The organism is Demequina pilifera (genome assembly GCF_048814985.1).
Classification (GTDB): Bacteria; Actinomycetota; Actinomycetes; order Actinomycetales; family Demequinaceae; genus Demequina.
On sequence record NZ_JBMDTW010000004.1, the window covers coordinates 60,121 to 75,821 of the forward strand.

19 protein-coding genes are annotated in these 15,701 nt (G+C 70.0%); 13 read left to right on the forward strand and 6 right to left on the reverse strand.

The genetic code is table 11. The features are described 5' to 3' along the window. The 6 genes from sufD to ACNI14_RS08110 all read left to right on the forward strand — a co-directional run. On the forward strand, nucleotides 1-961 hold a 961-nt coding region (gene sufD, locus ACNI14_RS08085; protein ID WP_420519485.1), incomplete at its 5' end, for a Fe-S cluster assembly protein SufD. Continuing rightward, nucleotides 954-1,295: a Rieske (2Fe-2S) protein gene (locus ACNI14_RS08090; protein ID WP_420519486.1), complete on the forward strand. Its 342-nt coding sequence runs from the start codon at nucleotides 954-956 to the stop codon at nucleotides 1,293-1,295. The genes sufD and ACNI14_RS08090, both read left to right, overlap by 8 nt. Nucleotides 1,296-1,309: 14 nt before the next feature. After that, nucleotides 1,310-2,065, forward strand: a complete 756-nt coding sequence (gene sufC, locus ACNI14_RS08095) for a Fe-S cluster assembly ATPase SufC (RefSeq protein ID WP_420519487.1) — start codon at nucleotides 1,310-1,312, stop codon at nucleotides 2,063-2,065. A 10-nt stretch (nucleotides 2,066-2,075) separates the two neighbouring features. Beyond that, nucleotides 2,076-3,350: a SufS family cysteine desulfurase gene (locus ACNI14_RS08100; protein ID WP_420519488.1), complete on the forward strand. Its 1,275-nt coding sequence runs from the start codon at nucleotides 2,076-2,078 to the stop codon at nucleotides 3,348-3,350. Next, entirely contained in the window at nucleotides 3,347-3,826 is a 480-nt protein-coding gene (gene sufU, locus ACNI14_RS08105) for a Fe-S cluster assembly sulfur transfer protein SufU (RefSeq protein ID WP_420519489.1), read from the forward strand. Before ACNI14_RS08100 ends, sufU begins: the two co-directional genes overlap by 4 nt. After that, complete coding sequence (locus tag ACNI14_RS08110) at nucleotides 3,823-4,149, forward strand: metal-sulfur cluster assembly factor (RefSeq protein ID WP_420519490.1); 327 nt, start codon at nucleotides 3,823-3,825, stop codon at nucleotides 4,147-4,149. The genes sufU and ACNI14_RS08110 overlap by 4 nt, the downstream gene beginning before the upstream one ends. A gap of 31 nt (nucleotides 4,150-4,180) precedes the next feature. On the opposite strand, the gene ACNI14_RS08115 is transcribed toward ACNI14_RS08110, so the two are convergent. The 3 genes from ACNI14_RS08115 to ACNI14_RS08125 are packed head-to-tail and all read right to left on the reverse strand — an operon-like array spanning nucleotide 4,181 to nucleotide 6,354. Further along, nucleotides 4,181-4,954, reverse strand: a complete 774-nt coding sequence (locus ACNI14_RS08115) for an energy-coupling factor transporter transmembrane component T family protein (protein ID WP_420519491.1) — start codon at nucleotides 4,952-4,954, stop codon at nucleotides 4,181-4,183. Continuing rightward, nucleotides 4,951-5,655, reverse strand: coding sequence for an energy-coupling factor ABC transporter ATP-binding protein (locus tag ACNI14_RS08120; RefSeq protein WP_420519492.1), 705 nt, complete (start codon nucleotides 5,653-5,655; stop codon nucleotides 4,951-4,953). Before ACNI14_RS08120 ends, ACNI14_RS08115 begins: the two co-directional genes overlap by 4 nt. Nucleotides 5,656-5,664: 9 nt before the next feature. Next, nucleotides 5,665-6,354, reverse strand: a complete 690-nt coding sequence (locus ACNI14_RS08125; RefSeq protein WP_420519493.1) for a biotin transporter BioY — start codon at nucleotides 6,352-6,354, stop codon at nucleotides 5,665-5,667. A gap of 121 nt (nucleotides 6,355-6,475) precedes the next feature. On the opposite strand from ACNI14_RS08125, the gene ACNI14_RS08130 reads away from it, so the two are divergent. Continuing rightward, a complete protein-coding gene (locus ACNI14_RS08130) occupies nucleotides 6,476-8,050 on the forward strand; it encodes an ABC-F family ATP-binding cassette domain-containing protein (RefSeq protein WP_420519851.1) in 1,575 nt (524 codons plus the stop codon). A 12-nt stretch (nucleotides 8,051-8,062) separates the two neighbouring features. Here ACNI14_RS08130 and ACNI14_RS08135 read toward each other — a convergent pair whose 3' ends face one another. Then, nucleotides 8,063-8,920, reverse strand: a complete 858-nt coding sequence (locus ACNI14_RS08135) for an SURF1 family protein (RefSeq protein WP_420519494.1) — start codon at nucleotides 8,918-8,920, stop codon at nucleotides 8,063-8,065. Nucleotides 8,921-8,994: 74 nt separating this feature from the next. On the opposite strand from ACNI14_RS08135, the gene fabG reads away from it, so the two are divergent. The 4 genes from fabG (at nucleotide 8,995) to ACNI14_RS08155 (ending at nucleotide 11,674) form a co-directional block, all read left to right on the forward strand. Then, nucleotides 8,995-9,699 carry a 3-oxoacyl-ACP reductase FabG gene (fabG, locus tag ACNI14_RS08140; RefSeq protein WP_420519495.1) on the forward strand — a complete coding sequence of 235 codons (705 nt, stop codon included), beginning with the start codon at nucleotides 8,995-8,997 and terminating at the stop codon, nucleotides 9,697-9,699. Between the two features lie 72 nt (nucleotides 9,700-9,771). Beyond that, the gene (gene fabI / locus ACNI14_RS08145; protein WP_420519496.1) at nucleotides 9,772-10,539 is read left to right on the forward strand and encodes an enoyl-ACP reductase FabI; all 768 of its coding nucleotides are present in this window, start codon (nucleotides 9,772-9,774) and stop codon (nucleotides 10,537-10,539) included. Between the two features lie 4 nt (nucleotides 10,540-10,543). Beyond that, nucleotides 10,544-11,050, forward strand: a complete 507-nt coding sequence (locus tag ACNI14_RS08150; protein WP_420519497.1) for a SixA phosphatase family protein — start codon at nucleotides 10,544-10,546, stop codon at nucleotides 11,048-11,050. A gap of 69 nt (nucleotides 11,051-11,119) precedes the next feature. Beyond that, nucleotides 11,120-11,674, forward strand: coding sequence for a pyridoxamine 5'-phosphate oxidase family protein (locus ACNI14_RS08155; protein ID WP_420519498.1), 555 nt, complete (start codon nucleotides 11,120-11,122; stop codon nucleotides 11,672-11,674). 8 nt (nucleotides 11,675-11,682) lie between these two features. Here the strand turns inward: ACNI14_RS08155 and serB are convergent, their stop codons facing one another. Continuing rightward, a complete protein-coding gene (gene serB, locus ACNI14_RS08160) occupies nucleotides 11,683-12,315 on the reverse strand; it encodes a phosphoserine phosphatase SerB (protein WP_420519499.1) in 633 nt (210 codons plus the stop codon). Nucleotides 12,316-12,325: 10 nt separating this feature from the next. Beyond that, nucleotides 12,326-13,567, reverse strand: a complete 1,242-nt coding sequence (gene glgC / locus ACNI14_RS08165) for a glucose-1-phosphate adenylyltransferase (protein ID WP_420519500.1) — start codon at nucleotides 13,565-13,567, stop codon at nucleotides 12,326-12,328. A gap of 72 nt (nucleotides 13,568-13,639) precedes the next feature. On the opposite strand from glgC, the gene glgA reads away from it, so the two are divergent. Together glgA and ACNI14_RS08175 are read left to right on the forward strand one after the other, a co-directional pair. Continuing rightward, entirely contained in the window at nucleotides 13,640-14,842 is a 1,203-nt protein-coding gene (glgA, locus tag ACNI14_RS08170; protein WP_420519501.1) for a glycogen synthase, read from the forward strand. A gap of 9 nt (nucleotides 14,843-14,851) precedes the next feature. Then, nucleotides 14,852-15,634: an ABC transporter ATP-binding protein gene (locus ACNI14_RS08175; RefSeq protein WP_420519502.1), complete on the forward strand. Its 783-nt coding sequence runs from the start codon at nucleotides 14,852-14,854 to the stop codon at nucleotides 15,632-15,634. The last annotated feature ends 67 nt before the right edge of the window (nucleotides 15,635-15,701 follow it).

The following is a 15,701-nucleotide window of genomic DNA, read 5'->3' on the forward strand; positions in this document are numbered from 1 at the left end:
CACGCTGACCGACCTGGACGTGGCGAGCGCTCGCGAGCGCTCCGTCCGCGCCCCGGGCGACCGCGCATCGGCCGTCGCCGCCGCCCACTCCGGTGGGGCGAAGGTGCTGGCGATCGCGCCCGGCACGGTCGTCGAGGCGCCCATCACCATCACGGTGACCGGGAACGGCGCCGACGCCCGCGGCCACCTGCTGGTCGAGGCCGGCACCAACTCCGAGGCCTCCGTCGTCATCGAGCGCAAGGGCACCGCCACATACTCCGAGTTCGTCTCGGTGGACCTGGCGGCCAACGCCGGACTCAACCTGGTCCTTCTCCAGATGTGGGAGGCCGACGCGGTCCACGCCGGAGAGGTCGTCGCCCGCCTGGGTCGCGACTCGCGCCTGCGCGGATCCGTCGTCACTCTGGGCGGCAAGGTGGTCCGCCTCAACACTTCGGTGGCGTTCGCCGGCGAGGGAGCACGGGTCGACCTGTTCGGCCTGTACTTCGCCGATTCGGGCCAGCACCAGGAGCACCAGCTGTTCGTGGACCACGCGGTTCCGAACTGCACCTCGCGGGTCACCTACAAGGGTGCGCTGGCGGGAGCCACGGCCCGCACCGTGTGGATCGGCGACGTGCTGATCCGCAAGGAGGCCGAGGGCACCGACACCTACGAGCTCAACCGCAACCTGGTGCTCTCCGACGGCGCTCGCGCCGATTCGGTGCCGAACCTCGAGATCGAGACGGGTGAGATCGCGGGAGCGGGACACGCCTCCGCGACCGGCCGGTTCGACGACGAGCAGATGTTCTACCTGCGCTCGCGCGGAATCTCGGAGGACCTCGCCCGCAAGCTCGTGGTGCGCGGCTTCTTCGCGGACCTCGTGCAGGAGATCGGCGTCCCCGAGGTCGAGCAGGGCCTCATGGACGCGATCGAGCTCGAGCTCGAGCACGTCAACGAGGAGCTGTCGGAGGACTCGAATGGCTGAGCAGTTCGCATGCGCGGTCACCGACCTCGAGCCGGGCGCGGCCCTGCAGACCGAACTCACCCTTGCTGACGGCACGGACACGCCGGTGGCGATCGCGCGCTCCAGCGACGGCGAGTACTACGCCATCGGCGGCATGTGCACGCACGGTGAGGTGCCGCTCGGAGAGGGCGACGTCGACGGCACTCACGTCGAGTGCTGGGCGCACGGCAGCCGCTTCGACCTCCGCACGGGCGTGCCGGATGAGCTGCCCGCGACCGAGCCCGTCCCGACATACCCCGTCCGCATCGACGGCGAGCGAGTGCTCGTCGACGTCGACAACCCCCTGACTTCTTAAAGATTCGGAGAATCATGAGCACCCTGGAAATCAAGAACCTCCACGTGAGCGTGGACACCCCTGAGGGCACCACGGAGATCCTCAAGGGCGTGAACCTCACCATCAACTCCGGTGAGACCCACGCCATCATGGGCCCCAACGGGTCCGGCAAGTCCACGCTGGCCTACTCGGTCGCGGGACACCCCAAGTACGACATCACCGAGGGCGAAGTGCTGCTCGACGGCGTCAACGTGCTCGACATGAGCGTCGATGAGCGCGCCAAGGCCGGCCTGTTCCTCGCGATGCAGTACCCGGTCGAGGTGCCCGGCGTCTCGGTGTCGAACTTCCTGCGCACCGCCAAGACGGCGCTGGACGGCGAGGCGCCCAAGCTGCGGCACTGGGTCAAGGACGTGAAGTCCTCGATGGAGGCGCTGCGCATGGACCCCGCGTTCGCCGAGCGCAACGTCAACGAGGGCTTCTCCGGCGGCGAGAAGAAGCGCCACGAGATCCTCCAGATGGAGCTGCTGCAGCCCAAGATCGCGATCCTCGACGAGACGGACTCCGGCCTGGACGTGGACGCGCTGCGGATCGTGTCCGAGGGCGTGAACCGCGTCAAGGAGAGCACCGGCCTGGGCGTCATGATGATCACGCACTACACGCGGATCCTGCGCTACATCAAGCCCGACTTCGTGCACGTGTTCGTGGACGGACGCATCGCCGAGGAGGGCGGCCCCGAGCTCGCCGACCAGCTCGAGGCCGAGGGCTACGACCGGTTCCTGGCGAGCGCTTAAGGACATCTCCATGCTGCTGCCCGATCTGCGTGACGACTTCCCGCTCCTGACCCGGACGGTCAGGAACGGGAAGCCGCTCGTGTACCTGGATTCGGGGGCGACGTCGCAGAAGCCGCGAGCGGTGCTGGACGCCGAGCGGGACTTCTACGAGAACCACAACGGCGCGGTGGCGCGTGGGGCGCACCTGCTGGCCGAGGAGGCGACCGACCTCTTCGAGGGCGCACGCGCCGACGTCGCGACTCTCGTGGGCGCCTCCCCGGACGAGATCGTGTGGGCGGAGAACGCCACCGCCGCTCTCAACCTGGTGGCCAGCGGGATCGGCAACGCGTCCGTAGGCATCGGCGGTGCGGAGGCCGAGAGGTTCCGGATCGGACCCGGTGACGAGATCTGCGTCACCGAGACCGAGCACCACGCGAACCTGGTGCCGTGGCAGGCTCTCGCGACCCGCACGGGCGCGACCCTGAGGTGGATTCCGGTCGACGACGACGGCCGGATGATCCTCGGTTCTCTGGACGAGGTCGTGAACGAGCGCACCAAGGTGCTCGCGTTCACCCACGTGTCGAACATCACGGGCGTCATCTCGCCGGTCTCCGCACTGGTGGCGCGCGCCAAGGCCGTGGGTGCGCTCACGGTGCTCGACGCCTGCCAGTCCGTGCCGCACCTTCCCGTGGACGTCGCGGCGCTCGACGTGGACTTCATGGCGCTGAGCAGCCACAAGATGCTGGGTCCCACCGGCATCGGCGCCCTGTACGGCCGCAAGGAACTGCTCGACGCACTGCCGCCGAGCATCTTCGGCGGTGGGGCGGTGAAGACCGTGACCATGGAGGAGACCTCCTGGCTCGAGTCGCCGATGCGCTTCGAGGCGGGCACGCAGCCCGTCGCCCAGGCGGTGGGCATGGGGGCAGCGGCCCGGTACCTGATGAACATCGGCATGGACCGGGTCGAGGCGCACGAGCGCGAGATCGCCGCCATTCTGCGCAGCGAGGTCGCCGACATCCCCGGCGTGCGCCTGCTCGGCCCGGTCGGCGACGCCGACGCCAGGGACGTCATCGCCGTCGCGGCGGTCGCGGTCGACGGCGTGCACACCCACGATGTGGGCCAGGTGCTCGACGACGCCGGCATCGCCGTGCGCGTGGGGCACCACTGCGGTCAGCCCCTGCACCGGCGGTTCGGGCTCACCGGCTCGACCCGCGCCAGCGCCCACGTGTACACGACCCCGGACGACGCCCGCGCCTTCATCGAGGCGCTCGCGACCGTCCCCGCATTCTTTGGAGTGAGAGCATGAGCACCACCAGCGGCTCCAGTGGACTGGAGCAGATGTACCAGCAGGTCATCATGGACCACGCGCGCGCGCCGCACGGCCGCGGGCTGGTGGACCTCGACCTGCCGGCCACGGGGGAGTCCCACCAGGTCAACACCACCTGCGGCGACGAGATCCGGCTGCGCGTGGGCCTCGACGGCGACCGCATCTCCTCGCTGTCGTGGGAGGGCCAGGGCTGCTCGATCTCCCAGGCCTCGGTCTCCGTGCTGCACGAGCTCGTCGAGGGGGAGAGCCTGTCAGAGGCCGACCTCACCATGGACGCCTTCCGGGAGCTCATGCAGTCCAAGGGCGAGCCCCTGGACGACGAGAAGGAAGACCTGCTCGGCGACGCCACGGCGTTCGTCGGAGTGGGCAAGTATCCGGCACGCATCAAATGCGCCATGCTGGGATGGATGGCGTTCAAGGACGCCGTGATCCAGGCACGAAAGGACGAATCATGACCGAGACCAAGACTCCCGCGAACGCGGCAGACGTCGAAGAGGCCATGCGCGACGTGATCGATCCCGAGCTGGGGATCAACGTCGTCGATCTGGGCCTCGTCTACGGCGTCTCGCTCGACGAGAACCAGCACGCCGTCATCGACATGACGCTCACCTCGGCGGCCTGCCCGCTGACGGACGTGCTCGAGGACCAGACCGGCCAGGCACTCGAGGGGATCGTCGACGGCTACCGCATCAACTGGGTGTGGATGCCGCCGTGGGGCCCCGACAAGATCACCGACGACGGCCGCGAGCAGCTCCGCGCTCTCGGCTTCAACGTCTAAGCACCACGTCACACCCCTCGGGCCCTGCGCGTCACGTACGCGCGGGGCCCTTGGTGTGCGTCTCGCCGGCGTGTGCGTCGTCGTGCGACGACGACAGCAGGTCGAAGGCCTCAGTGCTTGAGAGCTCCTCGGCGGCCGATGCGGTGGCCCGGTTGCGACGGCGCGCTCGCTTGTCCTTGCGAGTGCGCCGGGACTCCCGCGCCTCCTCGCCGATGCCGCGCGCGTGCAGGGCCTGGCCCAGCTGCAGCGAGAATCCGACCGTGCGGGTCGTGGTGGGGAACACGACAGCCCGGATCGACCGGTCCAGACCGCGCGCGCGGGCGGCCTGGCGGGACTCCAGGTACATGCGTGCCACCTCGGGCAGCGCGCGTAGCATCAGCGCGAACATCAGCCCCAGGGTCTCCGGCGGCAGCAGGAACCGGAGGGGCCTCGCCGCCCACGACACGAAGTCGAGCATGGCCTCCATCGAGGTGGAGCTGGTCACCGCGAGCGCGAGCGCCACGATGCCGATGAGGTCCGCGGAGATGTCGATGGCCCGGGTGTAGTCGCCCCGCCACAGGTGCAGCGACGAGCTCAATCCGGCGACGATCACGGTGCCCATCAGCGCCAGGAGCGTGGCGCGCGGAGGCGGCTCGGTGCTGACCAGCAGCAGCACGCACGCGAACATGATCCCCACGGACGTGATCGGGTCCCCGATCGCGATCGTGACGACCGCGAACGTGATCAGCATCAGCACCTTGAACCACGCCGGTGCGGAGTGGAGTGGCGTGCGGCGCGGCCGGTACAGGCCGAGCATCGTGATCACGCGGAGTCCCTCCGCACACGGCCGAACATCAGGTCGCGGTAGTACGCGACGGCCTCCACCGGCGAGCCGTCGAACGCGACGGCGCCGTCGTCGATCACCAGGGTGCGTTCGGCGCGGGCGGCGGAGTCGAGGTCGTGAGTGACCTCGATGAGCTGCACCGGCAGCGAGCGCAGCAGCGAGCCGATGTGCGCGCGCCAGCGCAGATCCAGAAGAGTGGTCGGCTCGTCGGCGACGAGCACGCGCGGCGTGACCGCGAGCACCCCCGCCATCGCGAGCAGCTGACGCTGGCCGCCCGAGAGCGCGCTGACGGACACGTCCGCGCGATCGCCGAGGCCGATCTCCTCGAGAGCGGCCAGGGCGGCCGCCGTGCGCTCGTGGCGGTTCTTGATGGTGCGCCGCAGCGACAGCATCACGTCCTCGATCGCGGTGGGCATGATGAGTTGCGCGGAGGGGTCGGTGAACAGGAACCCGACCATGCGGCGCACGCGGGGGCCGTCCTTCGCAACATCGAGCCCCTCGACCTCCACCGAGCCCTCCGACGGCAGCACCAGCCCATTGATGAGCCGCACCAGCGTGGACTTGCCGCCGCCGTTGGCGCCGACGATGGAGATGTGCTGCTCAGTGAGCGTCAGATTCGTGGGGGCGAGGATCGGCACACCGGAATCGGGGGCGACGACGGCCGCTCCCTTGAATTCGATCATGCGTCAAGGCTAAGCGGTCGCGGCCGATTCGCGCGTCACGGCATCGGCGCGCAGGGCCGGGGCCGGCAACAGCTGAGGGTAGGCGCGGTGAATCACGGCCGCGGCGAGCGCTGCGAGCAGCACCTTGATGATGTCCCCGGGCAGGAACGGCACCACGCCCACCGTCAGCGCGTTGACGCACTCCTCCGAGACGGTCCAGAGGTTCGTGCAGCCCGCCGGGGGCAGGACGGGCAGCCCCGTGCGCGCCGCGAGCCACGGGACGCCGATCGCGTAGATGACGGGGATCGACACGAGGCCGGGCCCGAGCAGCGAGAGGAACGTGAGGGGTCCGCGACGGCGGCGCCACGCCACCAGCGCGCCGACGACGACGGTCGCGACGAGCATGCCGATCAGGTAGCCACCGGTGGGCCCCGCGAACACACTCGGGCCGCCCCGGAAGTTGGCGAAGATGGGCGCGCCGGCCAGGCCCACGACGAGGTACAGGGACATCGCGGCGGCCGCGCGCCATGGGCCGAGCGACAGCGCGGCGAGCACCACCGCGAACGTCTGCAGCGACAGCGGGACGCCGAAGGCGAGCGTGACCTCGGGCACTGCGGTGGACGCCGCGATGAACGCGGCGAAGACGGCGACCACCGCGATGGTCGGGCCGTTCAGGTGGCGGTGCATGAGGTTCCCCTCCTCTGGGACAATGGTTTCCAAGCGCACACGCTACTGGCGGGGACATCCGTGTCTCGCCGTGTGCAGAATCTCTGTGGACACCCCACAACAATCGCGTCACCACCCGGAGGGACATTCGTTGATCGCCGCCCAGGAACTCGAGATGCGCATCGGCGCCAGGGTGCTGCTGCACCCCACGTCGTTCCATGTGAACGCCGGCGACCGCATCGGCCTCGTGGGCCGCAACGGAGCCGGAAAGACCACCCTCACCAAGATCCTGGCGGGGGAGGGCCTGCCGTCCGCCGGCAAGGTCGTCACCAAGGGGCTCATCGGCTACCTGCCGCAGGACCCCCGCACCGGCGACCTCGAGCAGCTCGCCATGGACCGGATCCTCGCCGCGCGCGACCTTGCGGGCCTCGCGGGCAAGATGCGCGAGGGCGAGCAGGCGATGGCCAGCGAGGATGACGCCGTGCGGGACAAGGCGATGGACCGCTATCCCAAGCTGGAGGAGCGGTTCCGCGCTGCGGGCGGCTACGCGGCAGAGGCCGAGGCGTCCCGCATCGCCGCCAACCTGGGGCTCGACGAGCGCGTGCTCGCTCAAGAGGTGGGGGTGCTGTCAGGCGGCCAGCGCCGCCGCGTCGAGCTCGCCCGCGTGCTGTTCTCCGGAGCGGAGACCCTGCTGCTCGACGAGCCCACCAACCACCTCGACGCGGACTCCATCGCCTGGCTGCGCGACTTCCTGGTGCAGTACTCCGGCGGGCTGATCGTGATCTCTCACGACGTGACCCTGGTCCGGGCCACCGTGAACAAGGTGTTCCACATGGACGCCAACCGCGGACTGCTCGAGCAGTACGCGATGGGCTGGGACCTCTACCTCCAGCAGCGCGAGGACGACGAGAAGCGCCGTCACCGCGAGCGCCGCAACGCGGAGAAGAAGGCGGGGGAGCTGCTCGCGCAGGCGGACAAGATGCGCGCCAAGGCCTCCAAGGCGGTCGCCGCGCAGAACATGGCCAAGCGAGCCGAGCGGCTGCTGTCCGAGACCTCGGAGTCGCGCCAGAGCGACAAGGTCGCCTCGCTGCGCTTCCCCACGCCCGCGCCGTGCGGCAAGACGCCGCTGCGCGCGTACGAGCTGTCCAAGTACTACGGCTCTCTCGAGGTCTTCACCGACGTCGAGCTCGCGATCGATCGCGGCTCCAAGGTGGTGGTGCTCGGGCTGAACGGCGCCGGCAAGACCACGCTGCTGCGGCTGCTGAGCGGCGTCGAGACGCCCGACACTGGCTACATCGAGGCCGGTCACGGCCTCAAGCTCGGGTACTACGCGCAGGAGCACGACATGCTCGACATGGACGCGACCGTGGGCCAGAACATGGCGCACGCGGCGCCCGACCTCGGCGAGACCGAGGTGCGCAAGGTGCTCGGCTCGTTCCTGTTCAGCGGCGACGACGCGGACAAGCCCGCGCGGGTGCTGTCCGGCGGTGAGAAGACGCGCCTGGCGCTCGCGACGCTCGTGGTCAGCCAGGCCAACGTGCTGCTGCTCGACGAGCCCACCAACAACCTCGATCCGGCCTCGCGTGCGGAGATCCTCAACGCCCTTCACTCCTATGAGGGCGCCGTGGTGCTGGTGACGCACGACGAGGGCGCGGCGGAGGCGCTCGAGCCCGAGCGCGTGCTGCTGCTTCCGGATGCGGACGAGGACCTGTGGAACGACTCCTACCGGGACCTCATCGCGCTGGCCTGATCCGACCGCGCGCTACAGCGCGTCCTCGATCTCCTCGTCGGATGGCGCCTTGCGGCGCCTGCGACCGGCCGATGCGCGGGCGGGCTCGGGCGGCGCAGTCCCGTCGTGAGGTGCGGGGCCGGGCTCGTCTCCGCCGGCGCCGACCTGCATGTCCCGGCGCAGCAGCAGCACCCCTCCGGCGGGCGCCATCGCCGCGAACAGCCACCACTGCCATGCGTACGACAGGTGCGGGCCCACGGTCAGGCCGGGCAGCGGCACGGGGTCGCCCACCGGCGTCTCGGCGCAGCCGTCGTCTCCGCAGATCTCCCGCAGCATCCCGTAGCCCGGGACCGGATCGCCGGCGGGCGCGGGCAGCTGCTCGGGAGTGATGCGGGTGATGCTGTCGCCGGCCCCCTTGCCGTCGTCGGGTTCCCACTCGCGCAGCACCGCGGTGACGGTCACCTGCTCGCCGGCGTCGAGGGAGGGCACCGCCGGGTCCTCCGTGGGGCCCGGCTGGCGGATCCATCCCAGGTCGATCAGAAACGAGGCGCCGTCGTCGGCGTCGAGCCACGCGAGGTACTGCCACGCCGGGGTGCCGTCGACGGGCCGGGTGCGCAGCACCGTCAGCGAGTCGGGGTCGAATGCGCCTGTCGCGGTGACCATCCGCCACTGCGCATCCTCCGGCAGGGTGGCCCGCTCCGCGGGGGCCACCTCGCTCACCCGCACCGGATCGAGGTGCGCGGCCGCCTCGAACTCCGCGACCGCATCGGCCCGCTCCACGTGGCGGTCGTACTGCCAGAAGCCCAGTATCACGGCCACGCCCGCGACGGCCAGCGCGACGACCATCGTCAGGGCGATGCGCGGGGCGCTGGGACGGCGGGCAGGTGGCACCCCACGATGCTAACCGCCCGTGGCGCGCGCTCAGGTGCCCCGCCGGCTGGGCCATTCGCGCTACCGTGGCGCCCATGACTCGACACGTCCTCGTGACCGGGGCGAACCGCGGCATCGGCCGCGCGATCGCCGAATTCTTCGTCTCCGCCGGCTACACGGTGAGCTCGATCCACCGCAGCGGCGAGCTGCCCGACGGGGTGGACGGCGAAAAGGCGGACATCACCGACACGGACGCCGTGAACGCCGCGTTCGACGCGCTCGAGGAGCGCCACGGCCGCGTCGAGGTGCTGGTCGCCAACGCCGGCATCACTCGCGACGGACTGCTGATGCGCATGTCCGACGACGACTTCGAGGCGGTGCTGAACACCAACCTCACGGGCACCTTCCGGTGCGTGCGCCGCGCGACCCAGTCGATGGTGCGCCAGCGGTTCGGCCGGATCGTGCTCGTCGGCTCCGTGGTGGGCCTCATGGGCAACCCCGGCCAGGTCAACTACTCGGCGTCCAAGTCCGCCCTCGTGGGGATGGCGCGGTCCATCACCCGCGAGGTCGGGGCGCGCGGCATCACCGCGAACGTCATCGCCCCGGGCTTCATCACCACCGACATGACGGACGAGCTGGGCGAGGATCTCGTGAAGCAGTACGAGGCGAGCATCCCCGCCAAGCGGTTCGGGACCACCGAGGACGTCGCGGCCGCGGCACTGTACCTGGCGTCCGACGCCGCGGGCTACGTCTCCGGAGCCGTGATCCCCGTGGACGGCGGCCTGGGGATGGGTCACTAGTCCGACCCGCTGAGTCGCGACCCGACGCGGGGACACAGCCGCTAGGCTTCCTGTCCAGGAGGAAACACATACATGGGCATGCTCGATGGCAAGAACATTCTGGTGACCGGCGTCCTCACCGAGGGCTCGATCGCCTTCGAGGTGGCACGGCTGTGCCAGGACCAGGGCGCGACAGTCGTCCTGTCCGGGATGGGCCGCACCCTCAAGATCACTCAGGCGATGGGGCGCCGGCTCCCCGTCACCGCGCAGGTGGTGGAGCTTGACGTCACCGACCCCGAGCACCTCGCGAGCCTCGCGGACCAGGTGCGCGAGCACGTGCCGCACCTCGACGGCGTGGTGCACTCGATCGGATTCGCACCGCAGTCCGTCATGGGCGGCAACTTCATGTCGGGGGAGTGGGACGACGTCGCGACCGCGATGCACATCTCCGCGTACTCGCTCAAGGCTCTCGCGCAGGCGGCGCTGCCGCTCATGACCCAGGGCGGCTCGATCGTGGGGCTGACCTTCGACGGCCGCTTCGCGTGGCCCGTGTACGACTGGATGGGCGTCGCGAAGGCGTCCTTCGAAGCAGTGAGCCGCTACCTCGCTCGCGACCTCGGCCCGCAGGGGATCCGCTGCAACCTGGTCTCCGCGGGACCGCTCAAGACCACGGCCGCCCGCAACATCCCCGGATTCGACCAGATGGAGGGCGTGTGGTCCGACCGCGCGCCCCTGGGATGGGACTCCGAGGCCACCGAACCGACGGCTCGCGCCGTCACCGCGCTGCTCAGCGACTGGTTCCCCGCCACCACCGGCGAGATGATCCACGTCGACGGCGGCGTCCACGCGATGGGACAGTAGAGATATGCCCACACTGATCATTGCCCGCCACGCGAAGGCCGAGGCCCCGGCGCCCGGTCTCCAGGACATGGACCGCACGCTGGCCCTCATCGGTCGCAAGGCATCCACGAAGCTGGGCGAGGAGATCGCCGCCGCCGGGCTCAAGCCCGAGCTCGCCCTGGTCTCTCCCGCGACGCGCACCCAGCAGACGTGGAAGCTCATGTCGGCGTCGCTCGAAGGGTGCGAGAGCCGCGCTGTCGACGACCTGTACGACACGGACACCGAGGGCCTCGTGGGAGTCGTGAACTCGATCGAGGGAGTGGACACCGCGATCCTCGTGGGCCACGAGCCCACGTCGTCCGCGGCGTGTGCCTTCCTCGCGGGGCATGGCTCGGACACGGGTGCTCTCAAGCGGATCGCGCATGGCCTGCCGACCGGCACCGCAGCCGTCCTCGAGTTCGACGGGTCGTGGGCCGAGCTCGGGTCGCGTCAGGCGCGACTCACCGTGGTGCTGTCCGGCCGGGACGTCTGAGGCCACGCCTCACGACTCGGGCGTGCGCAGTCGCCGCGGCCCGCGCGCGTCCTGCGGTATTTTGCTCGCATGGCTACTGAGCACGCGTCCCTCGACGGCTTCATCGGCGACTTCATCACGCGTCAGCCGATGTTCTTCGTGGCGACGGCGGCAGCGGACGGGCTGGTGAACGTGTCGCCGAAGGGTGGCGACGGGACCCTTGTGGTGTTGGACGACCGCCGCATCGCCTACCTGGACCTGACCGGATCGGGATCCGAGACCATCGCCCACGTCCGCGCGCAGAACCGGATCACGTTGATGTGGTGCGCCTTCGAAGGGCCTCCCATGATCGCGCGCGTGCATGGCACGGCGCAGGTCGTGACCCGCGATCAGCCGCAGTGGGACGAGATGGCGGCGCTCTTTCCTGCCAAGCCGGGCGCGCGAGCCATCTTGGTGGTGACCGCGCAGCGGATCAGCGACTCGTGCGGCATGTCAGTTCCGCTCATGGACTACGAGCGCGACCGTGACCAGCTCGACCGGTGGGCACGCGGCAAGGGAGACGAGGGCCTGCGCGACTACTGGGAGCGCAAGAACGCCACGAGCCTCGACGGGCTGCCAGCACTCGCGCCGCACGAGCGCGTCTGACGCGCTCGTCAGCGCTCGATGGCGTCCAGCACGGCGTCGAGCCGTTCGGCGTTGATCGCGACGTCCGCCTGCTCCTGCACCACGGGCTTGGCGTTGAAGGCGATGCCGAGGCCTGCCGCAGCCATCATGTCCAGGTCGTTCGCGCCGTCGCCGACGGCGACGGCATCGGCGGGTGAGATGCCCAGATCGGCGCAGAACTCGCGCAACGCGTGAGCCTTGGCCGCCCGGTCGATCACTGGTCCCGTCGTGCGCCCGGTGAGGCGCGCATCGGCCACCTCCAGGCTGTTCGCCCGGAACCGCTCGATGCCCAGCCGCGCCGCGAGCGGTGCGACCACCTCGACGAATCCGCCGGAGACGAGCGCGGTCGTCCAGCCCTCGCGCTGCAGTGTGCCCACCAGGTTCTCCGCGCCGGGGGTGAATTCCACCTCGTCGAGCACCTCCGCGAACACCGTGTCCGGCACGCCCGCGAGGGTCGCGACTCGTTGGCGCAGCGACTCGGCGAAGTCGAGCTCGCCGCGCATGGCCGCCTCCGTGACCGCGGCGACCTCCGCCTCCGTGCCCGCGCGCTTGGCGATGAGCTCGATGACCTCGGCGGTGATCAGGGTGGAGTCGACGTCCAGGACGATGAGCCGACCCGTCATGCGGTGGCCGTCACGCCTTGATCACGGTGCCCTTGGCCACGACGGTGATGCCCGTCTCGGTGACGGTGTAGCCGCGCTCGATGTCGGCCTGGCGGTCGATGCCCACGCGCGCACCCTCCTCCACGATGACGTTCTTGTCGAGGATCGCGCGGTGGACCTGAGCGTGCCGGTTCACGATGACGTGGTCGAGCAGGACGGAGTCCGAGACGGTGGACCACGAGTGCAGGCGCACGCCAGGGGACAGCACCGAACCGGTGACCGTCGCGCCGGACACGATCACGCCCGGGGAGACCACCGAATCGGCGGCGTGGCCCAGGCGGCCCTCCTCGGAGTGGATGAACTTGGCGGGCGGCTCGGTGATGAGCCCCTGGTGCAGCGGCCACTCATGGTTGTAGACGTTGAAGATGGGCTGGACCGCGATGAGGTCCATGTGCGCGTCGTAGTACGAGTCGACGGTTCCCACGTCGCGCCAGTAGTCGCGGTCGCGGTCCGTCGAGCCCGGCACGTCGTTCTCGACGAAGTCGTAGAAGCCGCACGTGCCCTTGTCCACGAAGTAGGGCACGATGTCGCCGCCCATGTCGTGCTTCGAGTCCTCGTTCTCGGCATCCGCCTTGAGCGCCTCGAGCAGCGGCTCGACGGACGCGACGTAGTTGCCCATCGACGCGAGCACCTCGCCGGGAGAGTCCGGCAGGCCCTCGGGGTCGGTGGGCTTCTCGAGGAAGGCCTTGATCATGCCGGGGTTGTCCTTGTCGACGTCGATCACGCCGAACTGGTCCGCCAGCTCCTTGGGCTGGCGGATCCCGGCCACGGAGAAGTCCGCGCCGGTCTCGATGTGCTTGTCGACCATCTGCGAGAAGTCCATGCGGTACACGTGGTCCGCGCCCACGATCACCACGATGTCGGGCTGCTCGTCCTCGATGATGTTGACGGTCTGGTAGATCGCGTCGGCGCTGCCGAGGTACCAGTGCTTGCCGCGGCGCTGCTGCGCAGGAACGGGAGCCACGTAGTTGCCGAGCAGTGGGGACATCCGCCACGTGCGGGCGATGTGCCGGTCCATGGAGTGCGACTTGTACTGCGTGAGCACGACGATGTGCAGGTATCGCGAGTTGACCAGGTTGGACAAGGCGAAGTCGACAAGCCGATATGTGCCGCCGAACGGCACGGCGGGCTTGGCGCGGGCTGCGGTGAGGGGCATCAACCGCTTGCCCTCACCCCCAGCGAGGACGATGGCAAGTACTTTCGGCGCTGACATATGTCCAGCATAATCGCCAAGTACGAGGAGGGTGGGGCGGCGCGGCCGGGAGACCCGGACTACCGTGGGGGCATGAGAGCAGACATCCTCACCCGCGAGTACCCTCCCCACATCTACGGCGGCGCCGGCGTGCACGTCACCGAGCTGGCCGCGGTGCTGCGCGAGCACATCGACGTCGAGGTGCGCGCCTTCGATGGCCCGCGCGAGGCCGCGAACGTGACCGGCTACGACGCGCTGGGCGGAGGCGTGGGGGACTCGTCGCTCGACGTGCTCGCGCACAACCTGCCCATGGCGAAGGACTGCGAGGGCGCCGATCTGGTGCACTCGCACACCTGGTACGCCAACATGGCCGGTCACCTCGCGGCGAAGCTGCACGGCATCCCGCACATCCTCAGCGCCCACTCGCTCGAGCCGCTGCGGCCGTGGAAGGCCGAGCAGCTGGGCGGCGGGTACCGCGTGTCGTCCTGGATCGAGCAGACGGCCTACGAAGGCGCCGACGCCGTGATCGCCGTCTCGGGAGGCATGCGCGACGACATCCTGCGGTGCTACCCGAGCATCGACCCGGACAAGGTGCAGGTCATCCACAACGGGATCGACGTGGACGCCTGGGCGGCACCGTCCACTGACGAGGAGCGCGCGGCCGCGGACGAGGTGGTGGCACGGTGGGGCATCGACCGATCCCGGCCCGCCGTCGTGTTCGTGGGCCGGATCACGCGTCAGAAGGGGCTGCCGCACTTCCTGCGCGCAGTCGAGCAGCTCCCTCCCGAGGTGCAGATCGTGCTGTGTGCGGGCGCACCCGACACCAAGGACATCGCGGCCGAGGTCTCGGGGCTGGTGTCGAAGCTCCAGGAGCGCCGCGACGGCGTCATCTGGATCGAGGAGCACCTGCCGCGGCCGCAGCTGGTCGCCGTGCTCGACGCGTGCACTGCATTCGCGTGCCCCAGCGTCTACGAGCCGCTGGGCATCGTGAACCTGGAGGCCATGGCCGTGGGGCTGCCCGTGGTGGCGACCGCGACCGGCGGCATCCCCGAGGTGGTCGTGCCCGGCGAGACCGGCACGCTGGTGCCCATCGACCAGGTGCAGGACGGCACGGGCACACCCACCGATCCAGAGGCGTTCATCGACGACCTGTCGGCCGCGCTCGCGGACATGGTGTCGGACGCCGACCGTGCCCGACGCATGGGCGCCGCGGGGCGGGAGCGGGCCGCCGAGCACTTCTCGTGGGGGACCATCGGGGAGCGCACCCTGGCGCTGTATCAGGACATCCTCAGATAGGGTCGAGACATGACTGAGGTGCTGACTCTCGAGGGTGTGAGCCTGCGCCGCGACGGCAACGCGATCCTGTCCCAGATCGACTGGACAGTGAATGCCGACGAGCGCTGGGTCGTGCTTGGCCCCAACGGTGCGGGCAAGACGTCGCTGGTGACCATCGCATCGGCCCGCATGCACCCCACCGACGGAACAGTGCGCGTGCTGGGGGAGCTGCTGGGCGAGGCCGACACCCAGGACCTGCGCACGCGCGTGGGCCTGTCGAGCGCCGCCCTGGCCGACCGCATCCCGGACGACGAGACGGTCCGCGACGTGGTGATGACCGCCGCCCACGGCGTCACGGGTCGCTGGCGCGAGGAGTACGACCCGATCGACGAGGAGCGGGCCGATGCGCTGCTCGCGGCCTTCGGTATGAGCGGCTTCGCGGAACGCGAGTTCTGGACGCTGTCCGAGGGCGAGCGCAAGCGCGTGCAGATCGGCCGCGCGCTCATGACCGACCCCGAGCTGCTGCTGCTCGACGAGCCGGCGGCGGGCCTCGACCTGGCCGGCCGCGAGGAGCTGCTGGCCGCGCTGTCGGAGCTCGCGGGGGACCGCCGATCGCCCGCGATGGTGATGGTCACGCACCACGTCGAGGAGATTCCCACGAACTTCACGCACGCGATGCTGCTGCGCGACGGCGCCGTGGTCGCGAGCGGTCCGCTGCGAGACACGCTGTCGTCCGCGAACCTCACCGAGGCGTACGGCATGCCGGTGCGCCTGCACGCATACGAAGGACGCTGGACCGCACGACGGGGTTGAACCGGCCGTGCGGTGGAACGGCCGGTGCGGTTGAACCGCACGCTGCGATCGACCGTCCTCACGAACG

What these genes read in the sequence shown, in the direction of transcription:
- ACNI14_RS08110 (WP_420519490.1), top strand. Translation starts at nt 3,823, where the DNA reads ATGACCGAGACCAAGACTCCCGCGAACGCGGCAGACGTCGAAGAGGCC.
- ACNI14_RS08090 (WP_420519486.1), top strand. Translation starts at nt 954, where the DNA reads ATGGCTGAGCAGTTCGCATGCGCGGTCACCGACCTCGAGCCGGGCGCG.
- ACNI14_RS08130 (WP_420519851.1), top strand. Translation starts at nt 6,476, where the DNA reads ATGCGCATCGGCGCCAGGGTGCTGCTGCACCCCACGTCGTTCCATGTG.
- glgC (WP_420519500.1), bottom strand. Translation starts at nt 13,567, where the DNA reads ATGTCAGCGCCGAAAGTACTTGCCATCGTCCTCGCTGGGGGTGAGGGC.
- sufC (WP_420519487.1), top strand. Translation starts at nt 1,310, where the DNA reads ATGAGCACCCTGGAAATCAAGAACCTCCACGTGAGCGTGGACACCCCT.
- sufU (WP_420519489.1), top strand. Translation starts at nt 3,347, where the DNA reads ATGAGCACCACCAGCGGCTCCAGTGGACTGGAGCAGATGTACCAGCAG.
- ACNI14_RS08155 (WP_420519498.1), top strand. Translation starts at nt 11,120, where the DNA reads ATGGCTACTGAGCACGCGTCCCTCGACGGCTTCATCGGCGACTTCATC.
- serB (WP_420519499.1), bottom strand. Translation starts at nt 12,315, where the DNA reads ATGACGGGTCGGCTCATCGTCCTGGACGTCGACTCCACCCTGATCACC.
- glgA (WP_420519501.1), top strand. Translation starts at nt 13,640, where the DNA reads ATGAGAGCAGACATCCTCACCCGCGAGTACCCTCCCCACATCTACGGC.
- ACNI14_RS08150 (WP_420519497.1), top strand. Translation starts at nt 10,544, where the DNA reads ATGCCCACACTGATCATTGCCCGCCACGCGAAGGCCGAGGCCCCGGCG.
- ACNI14_RS08100 (WP_420519488.1), top strand. Translation starts at nt 2,076, where the DNA reads ATGCTGCTGCCCGATCTGCGTGACGACTTCCCGCTCCTGACCCGGACG.
- ACNI14_RS08120 (WP_420519492.1), bottom strand. Translation starts at nt 5,655, where the DNA reads ATGATCGAATTCAAGGGAGCGGCCGTCGTCGCCCCCGATTCCGGTGTG.
- fabI (WP_420519496.1), top strand. Translation starts at nt 9,772, where the DNA reads ATGGGCATGCTCGATGGCAAGAACATTCTGGTGACCGGCGTCCTCACC.
- fabG (WP_420519495.1), top strand. Translation starts at nt 8,995, where the DNA reads ATGACTCGACACGTCCTCGTGACCGGGGCGAACCGCGGCATCGGCCGC.
- ACNI14_RS08175 (WP_420519502.1), top strand. Translation starts at nt 14,852, where the DNA reads ATGACTGAGGTGCTGACTCTCGAGGGTGTGAGCCTGCGCCGCGACGGC.